The 19,234-nt window shown below is 67.8% G+C and carries 16 protein-coding genes; 6 read left to right on the top strand and 10 right to left on the bottom strand.

The window, feature by feature from the left end:
* Window positions 1–123: 123 nt before the first annotated feature.
* Together MXA07_RS10530 and MXA07_RS10525 are read right to left on the bottom strand one after the other, a co-directional pair.
* Window positions 124–654: an Rrf2 family transcriptional regulator gene (locus MXA07_RS10530; RefSeq protein WP_247728561.1), complete on the bottom strand. Its 531-nt coding sequence runs from the start codon at window positions 652–654 to the stop codon at window positions 124–126.
* 117 nt (window positions 655–771) lie between these two features.
* Window positions 772–1,452, bottom strand: a complete 681-nt coding sequence (locus tag MXA07_RS10525; RefSeq protein WP_247728560.1) for a metal-dependent transcriptional regulator — start codon at window positions 1,450–1,452, stop codon at window positions 772–774.
* A gap of 112 nt (window positions 1,453–1,564) precedes the next feature.
* On the opposite strand from MXA07_RS10525, the gene rocF reads away from it, so the two are divergent.
* Together rocF and MXA07_RS10515 are read left to right on the top strand one after the other, a co-directional pair.
* Window positions 1,565–2,485 (top strand): arginase, encoded by a 921-nt coding sequence (gene rocF / locus MXA07_RS10520; RefSeq protein ID WP_247728559.1) that lies wholly within the window; start codon window positions 1,565–1,567, stop codon window positions 2,483–2,485.
* Window positions 2,486–2,660: 175 nt separating this feature from the next.
* Window positions 2,661–3,830 (top strand): NAD(P)/FAD-dependent oxidoreductase, encoded by a 1,170-nt coding sequence (locus MXA07_RS10515; protein ID WP_247728558.1) that lies wholly within the window; start codon window positions 2,661–2,663, stop codon window positions 3,828–3,830.
* A gap of 30 nt (window positions 3,831–3,860) precedes the next feature.
* On the opposite strand, the gene MXA07_RS10510 is transcribed toward MXA07_RS10515, so the two are convergent.
* From MXA07_RS10510 to MXA07_RS10490, 5 genes are all read right to left on the bottom strand, one after another.
* Window positions 3,861–4,409 (bottom strand): acyltransferase, encoded by a 549-nt coding sequence (locus MXA07_RS10510; RefSeq protein ID WP_247728557.1) that lies wholly within the window; start codon window positions 4,407–4,409, stop codon window positions 3,861–3,863.
* 99 nt (window positions 4,410–4,508) lie between these two features.
* Window positions 4,509–5,936 carry an erythromycin esterase family protein gene (locus MXA07_RS10505; protein WP_247728556.1) on the bottom strand — a complete coding sequence of 476 codons (1,428 nt, stop codon included), beginning with the start codon at window positions 5,934–5,936 and terminating at the stop codon, window positions 4,509–4,511.
* A gap of 224 nt (window positions 5,937–6,160) precedes the next feature.
* Entirely contained in the window at window positions 6,161–7,453 is a 1,293-nt protein-coding gene (gene purD, locus MXA07_RS10500; protein WP_247728555.1) for a phosphoribosylamine--glycine ligase, read from the bottom strand.
* A gap of 95 nt (window positions 7,454–7,548) precedes the next feature.
* Entirely contained in the window at window positions 7,549–10,293 is a 2,745-nt protein-coding gene (locus MXA07_RS10495) for a DEAD/DEAH box helicase (RefSeq protein ID WP_247728554.1), read from the bottom strand.
* A complete protein-coding gene (locus tag MXA07_RS10490; RefSeq protein WP_247728553.1) occupies window positions 10,293–11,873 on the bottom strand; it encodes a ribonuclease H-like domain-containing protein in 1,581 nt (526 codons plus the stop codon). Before MXA07_RS10490 ends, MXA07_RS10495 begins: the two co-directional genes overlap by 1 nt.
* Before the next feature lie 204 nt (window positions 11,874–12,077).
* Here MXA07_RS10490 and thyA point away from each other — a divergent pair, with 204 nt between their 5' ends.
* The 3 genes from thyA to MXA07_RS10475 all read left to right on the top strand — a co-directional run bounded on the left by thyA (window position 12,078) and on the right by MXA07_RS10475 (window position 14,951).
* Complete coding sequence (gene thyA / locus MXA07_RS10485) at window positions 12,078–13,094, top strand: thymidylate synthase (protein ID WP_247728552.1); 1,017 nt, start codon at window positions 12,078–12,080, stop codon at window positions 13,092–13,094.
* 2 nt (window positions 13,095–13,096) lie between these two features.
* Window positions 13,097–13,660 carry a dihydrofolate reductase gene (locus MXA07_RS10480; protein WP_247728551.1) on the top strand — a complete coding sequence of 188 codons (564 nt, stop codon included), beginning with the start codon at window positions 13,097–13,099 and terminating at the stop codon, window positions 13,658–13,660.
* Window positions 13,661–13,742: 82 nt separating this feature from the next.
* Window positions 13,743–14,951 (top strand): potassium channel family protein, encoded by a 1,209-nt coding sequence (locus tag MXA07_RS10475; RefSeq protein ID WP_247728550.1) that lies wholly within the window; start codon window positions 13,743–13,745, stop codon window positions 14,949–14,951.
* A gap of 48 nt (window positions 14,952–14,999) precedes the next feature.
* Here MXA07_RS10475 and MXA07_RS10470 read toward each other — a convergent pair whose 3' ends face one another.
* On the bottom strand, window positions 15,000–15,578 hold the full coding sequence (locus MXA07_RS10470; protein WP_247728549.1) for a magnesium transporter: 579 nt from the start codon (window positions 15,576–15,578) through the stop codon (window positions 15,000–15,002).
* On the bottom strand, window positions 15,578–16,147 hold the full coding sequence (locus tag MXA07_RS10465; protein ID WP_247728548.1) for a magnesium transporter: 570 nt from the start codon (window positions 16,145–16,147) through the stop codon (window positions 15,578–15,580). Before MXA07_RS10465 ends, MXA07_RS10470 begins: the two co-directional genes overlap by 1 nt.
* A 172-nt stretch (window positions 16,148–16,319) precedes the next feature.
* Here MXA07_RS10465 and MXA07_RS10460 point away from each other — a divergent pair, with 172 nt between their 5' ends.
* On the top strand, window positions 16,320–18,533 hold the full coding sequence (locus tag MXA07_RS10460; RefSeq protein WP_247728547.1) for a thioredoxin domain-containing protein: 2,214 nt from the start codon (window positions 16,320–16,322) through the stop codon (window positions 18,531–18,533).
* A 271-nt stretch (window positions 18,534–18,804) separates the two neighbouring features.
* On the opposite strand, the gene MXA07_RS10455 is transcribed toward MXA07_RS10460, so the two are convergent.
* On the bottom strand, window positions 18,805–19,197 hold the full coding sequence (locus tag MXA07_RS10455; RefSeq protein ID WP_247728546.1) for a TlpA family protein disulfide reductase: 393 nt from the start codon (window positions 19,195–19,197) through the stop codon (window positions 18,805–18,807).
* Window positions 19,198–19,234: the final 37 nt, after the last annotated feature.

Below are 19,234 nucleotides of genomic sequence, written 5' to 3'. Positions count from 1 at the left end.
ACGATCTCCGTGCTACCGGCGGACCAACTCGAACGGGAGAACGGGGCGTCCAGTCCGAAGATGCGGAACCGTCCGACCGAGATACTCAGAGAGAGCGGATTCGGAGAGATCCAGCCTCGTTCGTCAGTGGTCGGACTCCTCGGCGGGCGCGATCATCTCCTCGATGCGGAGGATGAGGACGTTGTCGGTGTCGTCCTTCCCGTCGAGGGTGCCGTCGACGACGAGTTTCGAGAGCGGCGTCGGGCCGACGCGAACGCGATCTCCGTCTGCGACGTCGATCGACCCCTGGACGTGGATCTCGGCCCGGCAGAGGTCGGGGTGGTGGACGCTCGAGAGGTCGATCTCCTCGACGACGACGTCGTCGATCGGCTCGCCGTCGACCGCGATGGGGACGGGCGCCGGTTCGTCGAGTTGCTGGACGCCGAGGGCCTCGTAGGCCTTTGCGGTCGGTTTGTAGCCCCCTTTCGGGCCGGGGACGCCCTCGACCAGCTGGAGGGCTTTCAGACTCTGCATCTGGTTTCGGATCGTCCCCGGATTGCGATCGACCTGCGCCGCGATATCTTCGCCCTTGATGGCCGCCTCGGTCCCCGCGTGTAAGTCCGTCAAGGCGCGCAAGATCATCTTCTGGCTGGACGTGAGTTCGATCGATGACATTGTCGACCGATTCGCAGCATAATTCCTTAAGTGGCGTGGTCACGGCGTTCTTCTCCGTACAATTCCGGCAGCGCGGTCCGTCGATACGTCGCGTGGGCACCACCGGTCGACGGGCCGTCAGGTTCGAGCGTCGACGGGTTCCCGAACGCGGACTCGACCGGCGACGTCCTCGGGCAGAGAGAGTTCGCGATCACCATCGACGGGACGCGCCGTGACCATGCCGAACGGAGCGACTTCGGTGATCTCCAGTTCGACGCCGGGTTCGACGCCGCGTTCGGAGAGATAACACAGCATCTCCGGGTCGTCGTCGGCCACTTCCTCGACGACGACCACGTCGCCGGGGTCGAACGCGGCGAGGACCTCGCCCGACGGGGGCGTCGGCGGTTCGAGGTCGGCGCCGGGAATGGGCGAGCCGTGCGGGTCGACGGCCGGATCGTCGAGCGCCTCAGCGAGTCGCGCTTCGAAGTTTTCGCTGATGTGGTGCTCGAGGCGGTCGGCTTCCTCGTGGACGTCCGCCCAGTCGTAATCGAGGTGTTCGGCGAGATAGGCCTCGAGGAGTCGGTGGTGTCTGACGACCTCGATCGCGACCGTCGCCCCCTCCTCGGTCAGCGTGACCCCGCTGTACTTCTCGCGGTCGAGCAGGCCGCGATCTTCGAGTTTTTCGACCATGCTGGTCACTGTCGGCGACGTCACGTCCAGCTCGTCGGCGATTTCGGACGTCCGTACGCGGTCGTCCCCGTCGCGTTCTAGCTGGTAAATGACCTTGAGGTAATCTTCCATGACGTCGCTCAACATCATTCGCTCCAACGGACGACCGCACCGACCCTAAACCTGTCGCCACGTCGGTGTATCCGGTCGATCGTCGGCCCGATGCAGTACCGTTTTAGTCAAATCTCACGAACGGACGCACATGAACCGAACCGTGCGGATCATCGGGGCGCCGGTCGACTTCGGGGCGAACCGGCGAGGCGTCGACATGGGACCGTCGGCGATCAGGTACGCCGGGCTGGCAGCCCAGCTCGACGCCGCCGGCGTCGAATCAGTGGACGAGGGTGACCTGTTCGTCCCCCGGGCCGAGGAACGCGATCCGGAGGGGCGGACGGACGACGTCGAGAACGCGAAGTTCATCGACGAAGTGGCGGCCGTCTGCCGGCAACTCGGCGATCGCGTCGCCCAGACGCTCGAGGACGGACAGTTCCCGCTCGTCCTGGGGGGCGATCACTCGATCTCGATGGGGACGATGCAGGGTGCGTCCCGGGAGTCGACCCTCGGCGTCATCTGGTTCGACGCCCACGCGGACCTCAACACGCCGACGACATCTCCCAGCGGTAACGTCCACGGCATGCCGCTGGCCGGCGCGCTCGGGTACGACGAGTTCGCGTCGATGGAGTGGGCCAGCGCGGCGAACGTCGCCGAAGAATCGGTCGCCTACGTCGGCCTGCGCAGCGTCGACGACCGCGAACGCGACGCGATCACCGAGAGCGCCATTTCGGCGTTCACGATGGCCGATATCGACGAGCGCGGGATCACGGCCGTCGTGGAAGACGCGCTCGAGGTGGCGAGCGGCGGGACCGACGGCCTCCACGTCAGTCTGGACCTGGACTGGCTCGATCCGGCCCACGCCCCCGGCGTCGGGACGCCCGTCCGCGGCGGCGTCACCTATCGCGAGGCGCACTCGGCGCTCGAAACCGTCGCCGATCACCACGACCGACACGACTCGCTGCGATCGATGGACGTCGTCGAGGTCAATCCGATCCTCGACGAGTCCAACGAGACCGCCTCCGTCGCCACCGAAGTCGTCGCCAGCGCGTTCGGCAAACGCACCCTGTAGGCGGGCTCGGTCGCGGGATCGACGTGCTCCGTTCGATCCGACCGGTCGCGATGCCCGTCGTGGCGAACGACCGATGCCCGCCGATCGGACGGCACTCGCCCTCTCGCGTGAGAATTACACGCACGGCGGTCGGGGTTTCAACACCTTTGTATTGGAGCTACCCCGAGGTTCGGCCATGAGTACAGACGTCGTCGTACTCGGCTCTGGGTACGCCGGAGCCGGGGCGATCAAGTCGCTCCAGTCGTCGCTCGGTCGGGACGCGTCGCTCACCTGGATCTCGGATATCGACTACCACCTGGTACTGCACGAAGTCCACCGGGTCATCCGCGATCCGGCCGTCCAGACCGACATCACGATCCCGATCGGCTCGATCGCCGACGAGACGACGAACTTCGTCAACGACCGCGTCGTCGGCCTGGACACCGACGAACGCGTGGTCGAACTCGAGACCGAGGCGGACGTCTCCTACGATTACGTCCTGGTCGCGCTGGGCAGCCGGACGGCGTTCTACGGGATTCCCGGTCTCGAAGCGGAGTCGTACACGCTCAAGAGTCTCGACGACGCGCTCGAAATCCACGAGGCCGTCAAGGCGGCCGGCGAGGCGGCCACGCGAGGCGATCCGGCCCAGATCGTCATCGGCGGCGCCGGCCTCTCCGGCATCCAGTCCGCCGGCGAGGTCGCGGAGTTCCGCGACGAGCACCGCGCCCCGATCGACGTCCACATCGTCGAGGCGATGGAGGAAATCTTCCCGGGCAACGATCCGTCGATCCAGGGCGCGCTCCGCGAACGCCTCGAGGACGCCAACGTCCGGATCCACACCGACGATCCGATCACCGAGGCGACCGCGGACGCGATCCACTTCGACGAGGGCGACCCGCTCGAGTACGACGTCCTCCTCTGGACGGGCGGCATCACCGGCCAGGACGCACTCGACGGTGCGGAACTCGACAACCAGCACAACCGGGTCGAGGCGACCTCGACGTTCCAGACCTCCGACGAGCGCGTCTTCGCCATCGGGGACTCGGCGATCGTCGAACAGAACGACGCCCCGGCGCCGCCGACCGCCCAGGCCGCCTGGCAGGCCGCCGAGGTCGTCGGCACCAACATCGCTCGCGCCATCGAGGGTCGCAAGCTCCAGTCCTGGCGCTACGAGGACAAGGGCACCGTCGTCTCCGTCGGGGAGCGCGCCGTCGCCCACGACGTCAAACCCGCGTTCGGCATCAGCGTGCCTGTGCGGACGTTCGGCGGCTTCCCGGCGCGCAACCTGAAGAAGATGATCGCCGCACGCTGGATCGCCGACCTGACCGGCTGGAACGACGCGCGAAAGCGCTGGTCGGCGCTGTAGACGAATTTCTGTTCACCGATCGTATCGCGTTCAGCTGTCAGACCGCTCGTCGGGTTCGGCCTCGTCACCGTGAATCTCGTCGCCGTTCATCGGCCGCGCGGGGACGCCGGCCACGACCGCGCCGGGCGGCACGTCTCTGGTGACGAGCGAGTTCGCCGCCACGCTCGCGTCGCGGCCGATCTCGACGCCGGGGAGGACGATCGCGCCGGCGCCGATCATGGCGCGCTCGCCGACGACGACCTCGCCGGTGCGGTACTCGTCCTGCAGGAACTCGTGACAGAGGATCGTGGCGTCGTAACCGACGAGCGCATCGTCTTCGAGGGTGATCAGTTCCGGCCAGAAGACGTCCGGCGTGGCTTCGAGCCCCCAGGAGACCCGTTTTCCGACGGTCACGCCGAGCCGACGGAGCAGCCATCGTTTGAGCTTCAAACTCGGCGAGAGCCGCACCAGCCAGACGATCGCGTACGAGAGCGCCACCCGGAACGGATTCCGTTCGCGCGGCCAGCCCGACAGCGAGTTGCCGGGCCCTGGCGTCGGATGGCGGTCGATCCGATCGTGACGGGAGGGATCTGCGGTCACTGTCCGGTCAGTCGAACCGATCGGTTAAGAACCTAGGTGGAAGCAACCGCGGGTCGGCGGGCCGGATGCTGGCAGGTGACAAACTGACTACGGCGCCCCTCACTCGCCGTCGAGCGGCAGGGCCCGCGTCGTCCGGTCGACGTAACAGAGAACGTCGAACGCGTCGGCGTAGCAATCCGAGACGATGAACTCCTCGACGCACGATGGGTCGAACGTGGCACCGATCGAGACGTGATCGAGCGGTGTACCGAGCCACCCGGCCAGACGGTCGTCCGCCGCCGCGTCGCGGATGTCGAGGACGGTGACGCACTCACCGAGTTCGTCGAGAATCGCCTCGACGTCGCCGAGCTCCCGTGCATCGAGGCTATAGCGACGCAATATGGTCGATTCGTCGCCGTCGGGGTGTTCGCCTTCTGCTCCCGTTGACGTCGCTGCCGCCGACGAGGGTGCTGGCGGGCCGACGGCCTGGAACGAGCCCCGACCGAAGGCGAACCCGACGGCGACGTACGCCGGTCCATACCGGTCGGCGAGGTACCGACCCATCGATGGGGCGGAGATATCGGAGTTGCGGTCACGGGTTAGGACACGATTCACGTGATCGTCGTGCGCCCAGATGGCCAGCTGGTCGGCGTCTGTGGCTTCCAGAACCCACGCAGCAGTGTCGGCCATTTCCCGGTCCCGGTACTGGAGTAGCCGTGCGACGGTCGCCGACCGTGGCGCGGTCGCTCGATCCCACGCCCGAACGGCTCGTCGGTACCGGAGCGTGCGTTCGAGGACGGACAGTTGCTTGGCCAGGCGGACGACTCGCCTGCGGCCTCGTCGCTTTCGATAGGTCTCTCGATGCCGTTCGACGTGAGCCGTGACCCGGCGGACAGTCTCGATCGCGCGATCGAACCCGGCGTCGGACCGTTCAGACTGTGCAGGTGCGATTCCGCCGTCGCCGACGGCGTCCAGCGCCCCCAACACCGGTCCGTCGAGACCGGGATCAGCCGCCTCGAAGAACGAAACCAGCCAATCGACGGCGCCTTGAGTGTACTGGATGTCAAGACCGTAAACCCGTACACGATCGTCGATCGGGCGACAACGATTGAACGACCGCAGCCACTCGAACAGGTCGCGGACGGATTCGACGGTCCACGTCCAGAAGTAGATCCCGTCGAGAGCAAGGTCGAGCGATCCCGTCCCGTGGACGACGTACTCGTCGATCGCGAGCGTCTCGGCGAAATTCGATTCGAGAGCGATCGCGCGGACGTCATGCTCGGTGACGAGATGTCTCACCAGGCGGTGTTTCAGCTGAAAGAATTCGCGCGTCCCGTGTGTCGACTCGCCGAGACCGACGACCCGAGCGGGTTCTAGCCGCTCGCGAAGCGATTCCACCTTGTCGATCCCGACGTCCGGGTCAGAGATATCGAACGAGATCGTGTGTTCGCGAATCGCGTCGAGTCGTGGCGGAGAGAGCGGTCGTGTGTGAGCGTGTTCAGTTGTCCGATCGTTCGCATCGTCCGTATTCGTGGTGTTCTCGGTCATTCGATTGGTGGCAGTCACGTATTCGGAATTTCGTTCGCCTGCGGCGCTGCGCTCGGGTTGCGACGCTCATCACTAACTGTGAACGAACGCAACCGCGTCCTCAAACACCACCTATCGAACGACCAGCATCGTCACGACGGTCAGTCACAGCCCACAAAAGGATACCGGGACCGAACCGGCCAACACCGTTTGTCGCCGTCTGTCTCCCGGCCTGATAGCCCAGCTTAGGCGTCGCGCAGTTCCGCCATGTGGTCGATCCGGCGCTGGACGAGTTCGTCAGTCCCGATGTCGTGGCGGACTTGCAGTCCCTCCTCGCCGGCGACGGCCAGCGCGTCCTCGGCGATCGACTCGGCTGCGCCGATCGAGTTTGCGCGGCCGACGACGGCGAACGAGCGCGAGGTCGTCGTGTAGATGCCGTCGTCGCGCTCGTCGACGCTGGCGTAGTAGAGCAACGCCTCCCCGGCGCTCTCCGCATCAATTTCGACACGCGCACCGGCCTCCGGATCGGTCGGATACCCCTCGGGGACGGCGTACTTACAGACCGTGGCTTCCTCGGTGAACGAGAGATCGGGCAGCGCCTCGCCGTTTCTGGCGGCGATCAGCACGTCGCGGAAGTCGGTTTCGAGGACGGGCAGGGTGTTCATCGCCTCCGGATCGCCGAAGCGGGCGTTGAACTCGACGACCTTCGGTCCGTCGGCGGTGAGCATGAACTGGCCGTAGAGGATCCCCTTGTAGTCCTCGAGGGCCTCGACCGTCGCGTCGATGATCTCGACGGCGCGGTCGTAGTCGCCGTCGTCCATGAACGGCAGGTCCGTGCCGGGCGCCGAGTAGCTTCCCATGCCGCCGGTGTTCGGCCCCTCGTCGCCCTCGTAGGCGCGCTTGTGATCCTGCACGGCCGGGGCCGTCCGAACGGAACCGTTGGCGACGAACGCCTGGACCGTGAACTCCTCGCCGACGAGGCGCTCCTCGAGGACGATCCGATCGTAGTCGGAGTCGCGAATGTACGCTTTGCCCTCGTCGGCGGTGACCTGGTCGCCGATGACCTTCACGCCCTTGCCGCCCGTGAGGCCGGCCGGCTTGATCGCGAGGTCGCCGTCGTAGTCGTCGACGAATTCGCACGCGGCCTCCATATCGTCGAACGTTTCGAAGTCCGGACAGCCCGGAATCCCGTTCTCGGCCATAAAGCGCCGCTGGAAGGCCTTGTCCGTCTCGATCCGGGCCGCGGCCTGCTTCGGACCGAACGCGTAGATCCCGGCGGCCTCCAGCGCGTCGACGAGGCCCGCTGCGAGCGGCCCTTCCGGCCCGACGACGGCGATCGTCGCGTCGATCGACTCGGCGTACGCGACGACCGCGTCGGTGTCGGCGGTATCAAGCGTCTCGAACCCGCTGGAAAGCGCCGCGATCCCCGGATTTCGGTTGCCCGCGCAGGCGTACAGGTCGACTTCGCTGTCGGCGAGGCTGCGAGCGATGGCGTGTTCGCGGCCACCGCCCCCGATCAGGAGCACGATCTCTCTCATACCTGAGGAGGTGGGCGGCGCGGGTGTAAACGTTACCGTTTCGATCGCTGAAATTTCGTCCGTCGGCCCGGAACGCTCGCCGACGAACGGCGAGTTCACGAGTAAAATAGCGTCGGTCGTCGGCTCCGTTCGTCCGAGGATTCGTCGGCGGTCGGTTCCGACGACGTCGACGCCTGTCCGAGCAGCGCGTCGAGGACGTCGATCGCCGCCTCGCCGTGCAGCGGTCGGTTGTCGTTGCCGCACTGGTCGTCCATGATGCAGGCCGGACAGCCGTCGACCCGGCCGCAGTCGCAGCCGGCGATCAGCGCGCGGGCGCGCTCGGCGATGGCCTCGAACTCGTCGTAGATCGCCCGCGAGAAGCCCAGTCCGCCCTCGACGCCGTCGTAGATGAACCAGCCGCTGGCCGGCGGGCGATCGAGGTCGTCCGCGCGCGACCGGATCGTCGCCTCGGCCGCGGCGATCGACTCCGGCGCGCGGGCCGACGTTCCGGTGGCAGTATCGTCGGGGGCTGCAGGATCGTCCGTCGGCGCCGCCAGGTGGGCGTCCAGCGAGAGGGTGGCGAGGCCGCCGAGATCGCGTTTGTCCACCATGAGTTCGAGCGGCGCGACGCCGATCGTCGCGTGTTCGGCGGCGTGCAAGCCGCCGGCGTAGCCGACGTGAGCGCCGTCGCCGAACTCGCCGTCGAGTTCGGGCACCTCGAAGTCGCCGTAGCGATCGACGAGGCGGGCCTCGACGTCGGCGGGGACCTCGAGCCAGCACAGCTGGGTCTCCATCGGGAGCGCCGGGAGGCCGGTCGGCACGTTCTGCCGGCGCTTCCGCCCGCCCTCGATACGCACCTGGTCGTACGTGCCGTAGTACGAGAGAACCGTGCCGGTGCCGTGGTGGAGGACGAAGTCGCCGATCTCCCGCGAGCGCTCGGACTCGGCGTCGAGGACGGTCACCTCGCGGTTCGTCCGCGTGTAGTACTCGACGTCGACCGGCTGGACGACGACGTGGGGCTGGGGCCCCTCGTGGACGACGTCCGTGACCTCGTACTGGCGGCCCTCGTGGAGTCGTACGGCGCCCTCGTGGAAGTCGCGGAACACGCGCTCGCGGGCGAGGGGCTCCATCTCGGGGTCGTGTCGGGCGTCGACGCCGTCGGCGAGGCGAACCTCGTACTCCTCGCCGGCGGTGGCGTACATCGAGACCGACGACTGGGGTCGCGGCGGGCCGGCGTAGGAGACGCCGGTTTCCAGTCGGCCGGAACAGTGGCCCGCCCGGCGCCAGAGTTCGACTGCCGACGCCAGGCGCTCGCGGCCAGCGAAGGAATCGACGTCCGTCTCGTCGAGCGCGAGTTCGTCGGCCGCACAGCGGACGTGCGTGGCGAAGACGGCGTCGTTGTCCGTGTCGACGACGGCGTCCTCGACGTCCGATTCGGTGAGATAGGACGGGTTGGAGACGACGTACTGGTCCAGCGTCCGGTGGTCGGCGACGAGCACCGACAGTGCGCGCTCGGTCCCGCGGCCGGCGCGACCGATCTGCTGCCAGAACGCCTGGCGCTGGCCGGGGTACCCCAGCTGGACGGTCGCGTCCATCGCTCCGATGTTGAGCCCCAGTTCGAGCGCGTTCGTCGACGCGACGCCGTCGATCGATCCCGTCTTCAACCCCCGTTCAGTGGCGTGACGGGAGTTGCGCGCGTGGCCGGCGTGATACGAGCGGAGATCGTCACCGCGATCGGGATCGGTGTAGTAGCCCGACCATCGCTCGCGAGCGCTCTCGGCCCGTTCGATGGAGAGTTCGGCGAGTTTCCGCGAAGGGGTAAACAGCAGCGTCTGGGCGCCGTGGTACGTGAGGTGGGCGAAGAGCCGCGGAGCTTCGACGGAGGCCGGAAGTCGATCGGCGCGCTCGCCGTCCGCATCGTCCGCTTCGTATGCGCTCGGTTCGGCTTCGTTCGCGTCCGATTGGACTCCGTCCTCGTCGGCGGCCGACGCCCGCGGCGGATTCCAGAGGACGAGGTCGCGCGGCCCGCGCGGTGAGCCGTCGTCGTCGACGACGGTGACGGCTTCGTCGATCAGCGCTTCGGAGTGGGCGGCCGGATTCCCGATCGTCGCGCTCGTCAGGACGAACTGGGGATCGGCTCCGTAGTAGCCGAGCACCCGTTTCAACCGCCGCAGCGTCCAGGCGACGTGCATCCCGTGCACGCCGGTGTAGGTGTGGGACTCGTCGATCACGACGAGGTCGCACGCGCCGTAGAAGCCGGCCCACCGATCGTGATCGTGGAGGTAGGTGTTGACGCCCGCGAAGTTGGTGATGATCACGTCGGCCCCCTCGCGTATTTCGCGGCGCGTCTCCCCGCGTTCGGTGTCGCCGTCGTAGACGCGGACGGTAACGTCGAGATCGAGCCGCTCGTAGAGGTCGTTCAGTTCCCGCTCCTGGTCGCGCGAGAGGGCCTTCGTCGGATAGACGACCAGCGCGGTCGAATCGCGCCGGGGTGCGTCCGGGGCCTCGCCGCCCGAATTCGGCCCGTCGAGGTAGTGCCGTGCGATCTGGAGACCGTAGATCAGCGTCTTGCCCGAGGCGGTGCTCGTGGCGACGCAGACGTTCTCGTCCCGATCGAGCGCGTCGAGCGCGGCGGCCTGGTGGGAGTAGAGGTCGTGATCGAGCGGACCGGCGAGGGCGGGACGGAGGACGTCGCGGGCGGGGACCGTCGTCGCTTCGCGCGCGGGAATATCGACGACGGTCGCCTCGCCAGGCGTTCCGGGATACGTCTCGAGTACGCCGTCGCCGGTGATCGGGATACCGTCGTGCTCGCTCGGTGCATTCGAGCTGGGGGCCGCCGGTGTCGGGTCGTTCCGCGTCATCAGGAGAAATCACCCAGGCCGGTCTGCCCGGCCGGTGATGGTTCTGACCCCCGCCGGAAAACGGGCGCCCCGTCCAGCGCCTCGTAGATCGCCCACAGCGCGCGGCAGTCGTCCTCGCAGTACCGCTCGTGGCGCTCCCAGTCGAGCGGCTCGCCCGTCCGGATGAACCGGGAGTAGGCAGCCGCCGTCGTCGCCCCGTCCAGCCCGGTTCCCTCGCTCTCGTATCCCACCGCGTCGGCGACGGCCGCCAGCTTATTTGTGCGCCCGGGGAGCACGGCGTTCCCGTCGGTGACGGCCCACCGGTAGAGGTCGCGCTTCGCGATCGACTCCCAGGTTTCGCGGTACGAGGGAACGAATCGCTCGACGAAGGATTCGAGGTGTGTGTAGTCGAACCGCCAGCCGTTCCAGGTGAGGAGCGTTCGGTCAGACTGGGTCCCGAGGACCCACTCGAGAAACGATTCGACGACCCTCCCAGGGTCCGAAGGGTCGGACCGCTCGACGAACGCGCGGTAGTCGTCGGTCGCGGGATCGTAGACGCCGATCTGCCAGACGATCGTCGGAGAGAGGCCGTCCGTCTCGATGTCGAGACACAGCGGCGGCTCGGCGTCGGTTTCACCGGGAAGCGGCTCTACCGTCACCCGACGCGGCTCGCCGGTTTCGAGCACGCGGGCGTGCTGATGCATCCGGTGGGCGGCGGTTTCGCCGATCCCGGGGAGCGACGTTAGGTCGGAGACCGGCGTCTCGAGCAGGTCGGCTTTGCTCCGGACACCGCGTTCGGCCAGCGCCGCCGCGGTCTTCGGTCCGACGCCGTCGACGGCGCGAACCCCGAACGCGTCGGCGCCGATCGGTTCGACGGTCCGGATCGGCCAGGGTTCGTCGGATTCGCCGCGGTCGCCGACACCGTCGCGGCCCGACGAGGTATCGGGTGCCAGATCCATCTGTACGACGGTGGCGCTGTCACCGTAGTTGTCGACCGAGCCGACGCCGCGAACGCGGACCCGGACGGCCGACGCGTCCGACGACGACCGTCCGCCGGCCCGGACCTCGGCCGGTTCGCGGACGGCGCGGACGGCGCCGGACTCGCGATCGAGCAGCCAGCACCGGTCGTAGGTGGCGGGGAGGCGCCCGGTGAGGACCGTCAGGTGGCGGCGATCGGCGGGGACGGGGTCGACGAGCGCATCGGCGTGGTCGAGCGACGCATCGAGCGTCGTCCGGTCGACCGAGATTCCGACGTCGTCGCAGACGAGAATCGCGGATTCATCCGTCCCGTCCGAACCCGTTCCGTCCAGGGTGACGCCAGCCGACGACAGCGCGGTCGCCCGCTGGACCGATACCAATCGGGTACTCCCGATGTCGTATTCCGAGACGGCACCGTTCGCGCCGCCGAGAGGCGGGTGGACGACCGGGACGTCGAAGTGTCGTCGCGCGCGAGCGGCGGCCCGCGGACGTCTGTCCGGACCGGGGAGCAAGACGAGATCGGGGTCGGCGTACGTGCGGGCGTCGGTCAGTGCGGCCGGTTCCCGCGTCGCCGCCATCTCGGCGGGGAGTGCGAGCAGCCGAAGACCGGCGGCAGCATCCATCGAGCGATTCCAGGCACGGCCCCCGTATGAGCGTTGTGAGTCCGCGGCGAAAGTGGTCGAACGCGTTTTCAGCGTCCGGACCGAAACGCTGCTATGCCCGCACCGCCGCGTCGGTGCCAGCCGTCCCCCAGGGGCGAGTCCGAGTGGCTGCCGGTCCGTCCGAATAATCGAAGTTTTATGAGCCATCGGTGGGAGTGACGTGCTATGCAACAGTACCTGGATCTCGTCGACGCCGTCCTCTCGGAGGGGTCCTACAAGCCCAACCGGACGGGCGTCGACACCATCTCGCGCTTCAGCCGCCACTACGAGGTCGACCTGCGGGAGGGCTACCCACTCCTGACGACCAAGCGGATGGACGGCTACCGCTGGAACTCGATGATCCACGAGGTCTGCTGGTACCTCTCCGGCGAGGAGCACAACCGAAACCTCCGCGAGGAAACCAGGATCTGGGACGCCTGGGCCGACGACGAGGGTCGGCTGGATACCGCGTACGGCCGGTTCTGGCGTCGCTTCCCCGTTCCGGAGGAGCCGGCCCGGCTCGAGGGCGAATCCTGGCCCGACGACGCCCACCGCTGGGTGACCGAGGAGGCCGACGGTCGGCGGACGTTCGACCAGTTGCAGTACGTCGTCGACACGCTCTCGGACAGTCCGAACTCCCGCCGGCTCGTCGTCGACGCCTGGCACCCCGCCAACGCCGCCGTCTCGACGCTGCCCCCGTGTCACTACACGTTCGTCTTCAACGTTCAGGGAGATCGGTTGAACTGTCACCTGACCCAGCGCTCCGGCGACGTCGCGCTCGGCGTCCCCTTCAACATCGCCGCGTACGCGCTACTCACGACGGTGATCGCCCAGCAAACGGGTTACGAACCGGGAAAATTCGGCCACACGGTCGTCGACGCCCACGTCTACTGCGGCGCGGGCGAGCGCGGCGAGTGGTACGCCGACAACCTCGACGCCCTGCAAGATCGACTGGCCGACGTCGACGACCGCGCGGAGTACCGCGACGTCCGCGACTGGCTCGAGTCGACCGCGCCGTCCGAGGACGACGGCGACGAGAATATGGACCACGTCCCCGGTCTCCTCGAACAGTGCGCCCGGGAACCGCTGTCGCGACCGACGATCGAAGTGGCCGACGTCTCGATCGACGAACTCACCGCCGACGACGTCGAACTCACCGACTACGACTCCCACGAGGGACTGACCTTCGGCGTCGCGGAGTGACGATGACGGGATCCGAAACCGCAACCCGGGCGGCGGACGACGCGAGGGCAGCGCTGGAGACGGACCTCGAACTGGTCGCCATCGTCGCAGTCGCGCGAAACGGCGTCATCGGCGTCGACGGCGAGATGCCCTGGCACATCCCCGCGGACATGAAACACTTCAGGCGGGAGACGACGGGTCACCCCGTCATCATGGGCCGGGTGACCTACGAGAGCATCGTCGCCGGGCTCGGCGAACCGCTCCCCGAGCGCACCTCGATCGTCCTCACAACTCGGGAGCTCGACACGCCGGCGAACGTGATCGTCGCGAACGACGTCGACGAGGCGATCGCGGCGGCCGAGCGAGCGTCGCGCGAACGCCACGGCGGGATCGGTCGCGCGTTCGTCGCGGGCGGCGCGTCGGTCTACGAGCAGTTCCTGCCGGTCGTCGACCGGTTGGTGGTCACCGAGGTGGACCGAGATCCGGACGGCGACGCGTTCTTCCCCGAGATCGACCCCGAAACCTGGCGAGTAACGGCCCGCGACGAACGCGACGAAGTCACGTTCCTCGAGTACGAGCGGCGGTAACGCCCGTCCGCGGCCTGCTCGGCGGTCCGCGGCCGGGGCGGCCTGAGGAACGTTTTTCATCCCCCGAGTGCTCGGTCGGGGTATGGACCCGTACGAGGGCGAGATCTCCGCCGGCTCGGTCGAGTACGAGCCGGTCAGCGTCAAGGACCTCCTCGTCGAGATGAAGGACACGGCCGAGCTGCTGATCGATCTCTCGTTCTCGGCGATCCTCCACCAGCACCACGATCTCGCCAGGGAGGTCCTGCGCCTCGAGGAACGGATGGACCTCCTCGAGCTACGGGCCCGGATGAGCCTGTTGATGGCGGCCAGGAGCCCCGACGACGCCGAGCGACTCGCGCCGGTGCTCGGCATCGTCGCCGCGGCCGACCAGATCAGCGACGCGGCGGGCGACATCGCGAAGATCCTCCTCGACGATATCGGCCTCCCCGAGGCGATGCGAACGACGTTACCGGAGGCGATCGAGTCGCTCGAGCGCGTCGAAGTGGCGGCCGACTCATCGTACGCCGGCCGAACGCTCGTCGACGTCGATCTCGAGTCCGAAACCGGCGTGCGGGTCATCGCGCTCCGCCGCGGGGCGGGGTGGCTCCTGAATCCCGGCCCGGAGACGGCGATCGAGCCCGACGACGTCGCCTTCCTGCGCGGGACGGAGACTGACCTCGGCCCGGTCGTCGAGACGCTCACCGGCGAGGCGTACGAGCTGCCGGACCCCGAGCCGCCTGCGATCGCCGACCTCGAACGGGCGATCGACACGATCGTCCACATGAAGAACCTGAGCGAACTCGCCGTGGACCTGGCCTACAGCAGCGTCCTCTTCGACAGCCGGAACCTCGCCGAGGAGGTTCGCAACCTCGAGATCGAGGTCGACGCCCTCCAGTCGCGCTTTACCGCCTGGGCGCTGAAGGCCGCGAGCGAGGCCGAGGACCCGGTCCGCATCCGGGGGCTGATGACGCTCGCGAGCGCGACCGAGGAGATCAGCGACGCCGCGATCGGCATCAGCGAGGGCGTCTTCCGGGAGATCGACGTCCACCCGGTCGTCCAGCTGGCCGTCCAGGAGTCCGACGAGATCATCACCCGCATCGTCGTCGACCCGGGGAGCGACCTCGTCGGGACGCCGATCGTCGAGGGGCGGCTGGAAACCGAGGCGACGATGAGCGCGATCGCGATCCGGCGTCCGGACGACGGCTGGCTCCTCATCGCCGACGCCGACGCGGAGTTGCGTGCGGGCGACGTCCTCATCGCGAAGGGCACGCGGACGGCCGAGGAGACGATACAGTCGCTGTCTGCAGCCTGAATTCGTTCGGCGACGACCCCGACGGCCCCGGCCGAACGGTCAGCCCGATCAGACGCCGACGACCAGGGCGGCGACGGCGACGAAGATCACCACGCCGAAGACGTCGATCAGGCTGGTGATGATCGGGATCGTGGTGTCGTCGGGGTCGACCCCGAGTCGGTAGGAGCCGTACGTGGCAAGAAAGCTGAAGACGACGACCAGCAACGCGATCGCGGTTCCGCTGACGAGCGAGATGGTGAGCAACGCGGCGAGCGAGAGGGCGGAGCCGAAGACGAGGCCGATGGCGAACGCGCCGACCGCGAGGAGGCCAAAGACGGTCAGCGCGAGGGCGACGATCGCGACCACGTTCGCCCAGAGGCTTGGGTCGCGCGGATCGAGCTCGGTCATCCCAAGGTGAAACCGCGTCGAGAGCCGCGAGCAGAGGATCGCGCCGAGATTCCCGCCGGTTCCGATGACCGTCGGCACCATCACCGCGAGGATGCCGTACTGCTCCAGCAACGCCTCGGCGTCTTCGAGGGTGATACCCGCCCAGAGGACGACGATCGAGAGCACGACCAGCAGCGGGAACATGGTCCGAACGATCGAACGGGCCGACCAGGAGTCGAGCGAACCGCCCGCCGCGACCATCAGGCGAGCACCTCCACGCTTACGACCGCCAGGAGGAGAAAGAGCATGCCGAAGATGTCGCCGAGCGTGGTGACGATCGGGCCCACGAGGTTGTCCGGATCGTACCCGCGGTCGAAGCCGGCGAAGATGATGGCCAGGAGACCGGCGATGAGGACGACGGACGTGAGCACGCCGGAGACGAGCATGATCGCGACGAGTTCCCACAGGGCCGCGACCTCCCGATCGAGTCCCGCGAGGACGGCCCAGGTGATGGCCGCGATGACGATCGAGATCCCGATCGCGTTGACGAACGAGGCGACGACGGCGTTGACGAGGCGATCGTTCCGCTCGAACGCGGGTTCGATAACCCCCTGGTGGAGCCCGCTCGCGATGCGACCGCCGAGTGCGCCGTAGATGTTCCCGCGCGTGGCCAGAAACACCGGGATCATCACGAGGAGGCCGGGAAACCGGGCGACGTGTTCGACCATGTCCTCGAGAATGAGTCCGGCGAAGAGCCCGCCCGCAAGCGAGACGAGCAGGACCGGGAGCGCCTGGCGATAGATCGTCCAGGCCTCCGACCGAACGGACATACCACTGCATCACCTAGTTCGCTGTTAAGCGTACCGGACTCGAGCGCAGCGACGGCTCGCTGTCGCCCCTGACGACGCTCCGCTCGTCGCCGTTCACGCGGACGTCGCCCGGAGCGTCCGTATCGGGGTCGGCGAGGACACGCCTTTTGGGTCGCGTCCGCGTAGAACGAGTATGGAGCATCCGCTGGGTCGAAACCGGCTTGACGATGCCGCGAGCCCGTACCTTCGCCAGCACGCCGACAACCCCGTCAACTGGCAGCCCTGGGACGAACCGGCCCGTTCGGCCGCCGCCGACCTCGATCGGCCGATCTTCCTCTCGATCGGCTACGCGGCCTGTCACTGGTGTCACGTCATGGCCGACGAGAGCTTCGCGGACGAGACCGTCGCGGAGGCACTCAACGAGGGGTTCGTCCCGATCAAGGTCGATCGCGAGGAGCGCCCGGACGTCGACACCATCTACATGACCGTCTGCCAGGCCGTGACCGGCCGAGGTGGCTGGCCGCTCTCGGTCTGGTTGACCCCCGACGGCCGCCCCTTCTACGTCGGCACTTACTTCCCCCGCGAGCCGCGGCGAGGGAACCCGGGGTTTCTCGACGTCCTCCGCCAGATCAGGACCGCCTGGAGCGAGCGTCGAAACGAGATCGAAACGCGGGCGGACGAGTGGGCCGAACTGGCCGGCGATCGACTCGGCGGGTCGTCGGATTCGTCGGCGACGACGGACGAACCGGGTTCGGCCTCGCCGGGGGCGGGACTCGACGCCATCGATCCCGATGCGAGAGCCGATTCTAAAACCCTCGACCGGCTCGCCACCGCGATTCTGCGGACGGTCGACGAGGACCACGGCGGCTTCGGTGGTGGACAGAAATTCCCGCAGCCGCGCCGGATCGAGGCCCTCCTCGAACTGTCCACTCGGACGGACCGGCCGGCCGCGCGCGAGGCGGCAACAGATGCGCTCGACGCGATGTGTACGGGCGGCCTCTACGACCACGTGGGCGGCGGATTTCACCGATACTGCGTCGACGCCGACTGGACGGTGCCGCACTTCGAGAAGATGCTCTACGACAACGCGACGATCCCGCGGGCCCTCCTCGCGGGCTACCAGGTCACCGGAGACGAACGGTACGCCGAGACCGTCCGCGAGACCATCGCCTTTCTCGACCGGGAGCTGAGCCACCCGGATGGTGGATTCTACAGCACGCTCGACGCCCAGAGTCCCGGCGAAGACGGCGAGCAGGAGGAAGGCGCGTTCTACGTCTGGACGCCGTCCGAGATCGAATCCGCGGTGGCGGCCTCGTCGAGCGCAGCGGGAACGAGTGCCGAACTCTTCTGCGAACGCTACGGTATCACGGAGTCGGGCAACTTCGAGGGCCGGACGGTGCTGAACGTCGAGACGTCGGTCGCTGCACTCGCGGACGAGTACGGACTGTCGATACCGGAAGTGGAATCGCACCTCGAAGATGCCAGACGGGCGGTCTTCGACGCGCGAAGCGACCGCCCACGACCGGCGCGCGACGAGAAGATCCTCGCCGGGTGGAACGGTCTGGCTATCGATTCCGTCGCGGAGGCGGCCCTCGTTCTCGACGACGAGACGTACGAGCATCGTGCGCTCGAGGCACTCTCGTTCGTCGAGGAGCAGCTCTGGGACGAGACCGCGAGTCGATTGAACCGTCGCTACCGGGATGGTGAGGTCGGCATCTCCGGGTACCTCGAGGACTACGCGTTTCTCGCACGCGGCGCCCTCACCTGCTACGAGGCGACGGGCGACGTCTCCCCGCTCGCGTTCGCGATCGACCTCTGTCGAACGATCGCGGACGAGTTCTGGGACGAGGCCGACCGGACGCTCTACTTCACGCCAGAAAGTGGAGAATCGTTGCTCACCAGGCCTCAGGAACTCCGCGACGGGTCGACGCCCTCGCCGACCGGCGTCGCCGTCGACGTCCTCCTCGCGCTCGATCCGTTCGTCGACGACCCGTTCGGCGAGATCGCCGAGGCCGTCATCGCGACGCACGCCGATACCGTCGAGCGCTCCCCGGTCGAACACGTCTCGCTCTCGCTCGCGACGGACCGGCTGCGTCGCGGCCCGCTCGAACTGACCGTCGTCTCGGAGAGCGTCCCGCCCGACTGGCGAGACGCGGTCGCGTCGACGTACCTGCCGGATCGACTGCTCGCTCGACGGCCGCCCGCGGACGATGCGCTCTCGGCGTGGGTCGACGAACTCGGGGTGGACGAGGTGCCGCCGATCTGGGCGGGTCGCACCCAACGGGACGGGCGACCGACGGTGTACGCCTGCCGCGATCGCGCGTGTTCGCCCCCGTTACACGACATGGGCGAGGCGCTCGAGTGGCACGACGCCGACGAGGACGAGGCGGATCCGTCACCATTCTGAGCAGGACACGAAGGACCGATCTTTCCTCGATTTCGTCTCTCCACCCGGGTATTTGTTCGTCCGTCCTTGCGGAGGGATGTCGCGTCTCCAGCGGCTCCGTGACGTGGGCCGTCCGCGGATCCGGGCACTCGGAGCCATCGGCGCCGTCGACCATCCGGCCAACGGCGGTATCACGGGCGAGGACTATCCGGACCCCGACCCGGAATCCGGAGCGGACGCGACGAAGTCTGACGGGCCCGAATAGCAATCGATCGACTGTTCCGAAACGGCGTTACACCGACGCCTCGCCCGACTCGCTCCACGCCTCAATCCGTTCGGCGAGGTAGACCGCCGGCGGTCGGTCTTCCTCCTCGACGAATCGGGCGATCACCGTCCCGTCCTCGGTCTCGACGACGATCGTCGGGATGTACTCGACGCCGTAGGCCTCGACGCCGGGCCCCTCCTTTTCCTGATCGACCGGCCGGTGGTCGATCCGGTCGTCCGGGACGTCTGCGGCGTCCAGCGCCGCGCCGAAGTCGGGCAGGAGAGCGCGGCAGTCCTTACACCAGTCGCCGCCCCAGACGCGGTAGACGAGGTCGTCGCGATGGGTTGTCAGTACGTCGACGGCATCCTCGTACGAGGCGGCGTCCCAGGCGGGATTCGGGCGGAGCGTTTCCAGTTCCATAGGTGTCCGTTTTCGCGGGACCGAGTTAACCGTCGCG

It is taken from the genome of Halovivax limisalsi (assembly GCF_023093535.1).
GTDB lineage: Archaea > Halobacteriota > Halobacteria > Halobacteriales > Natrialbaceae > Halovivax > Halovivax limisalsi.
This window is presented reverse-complemented; position numbering and strand designations above follow the sequence as displayed.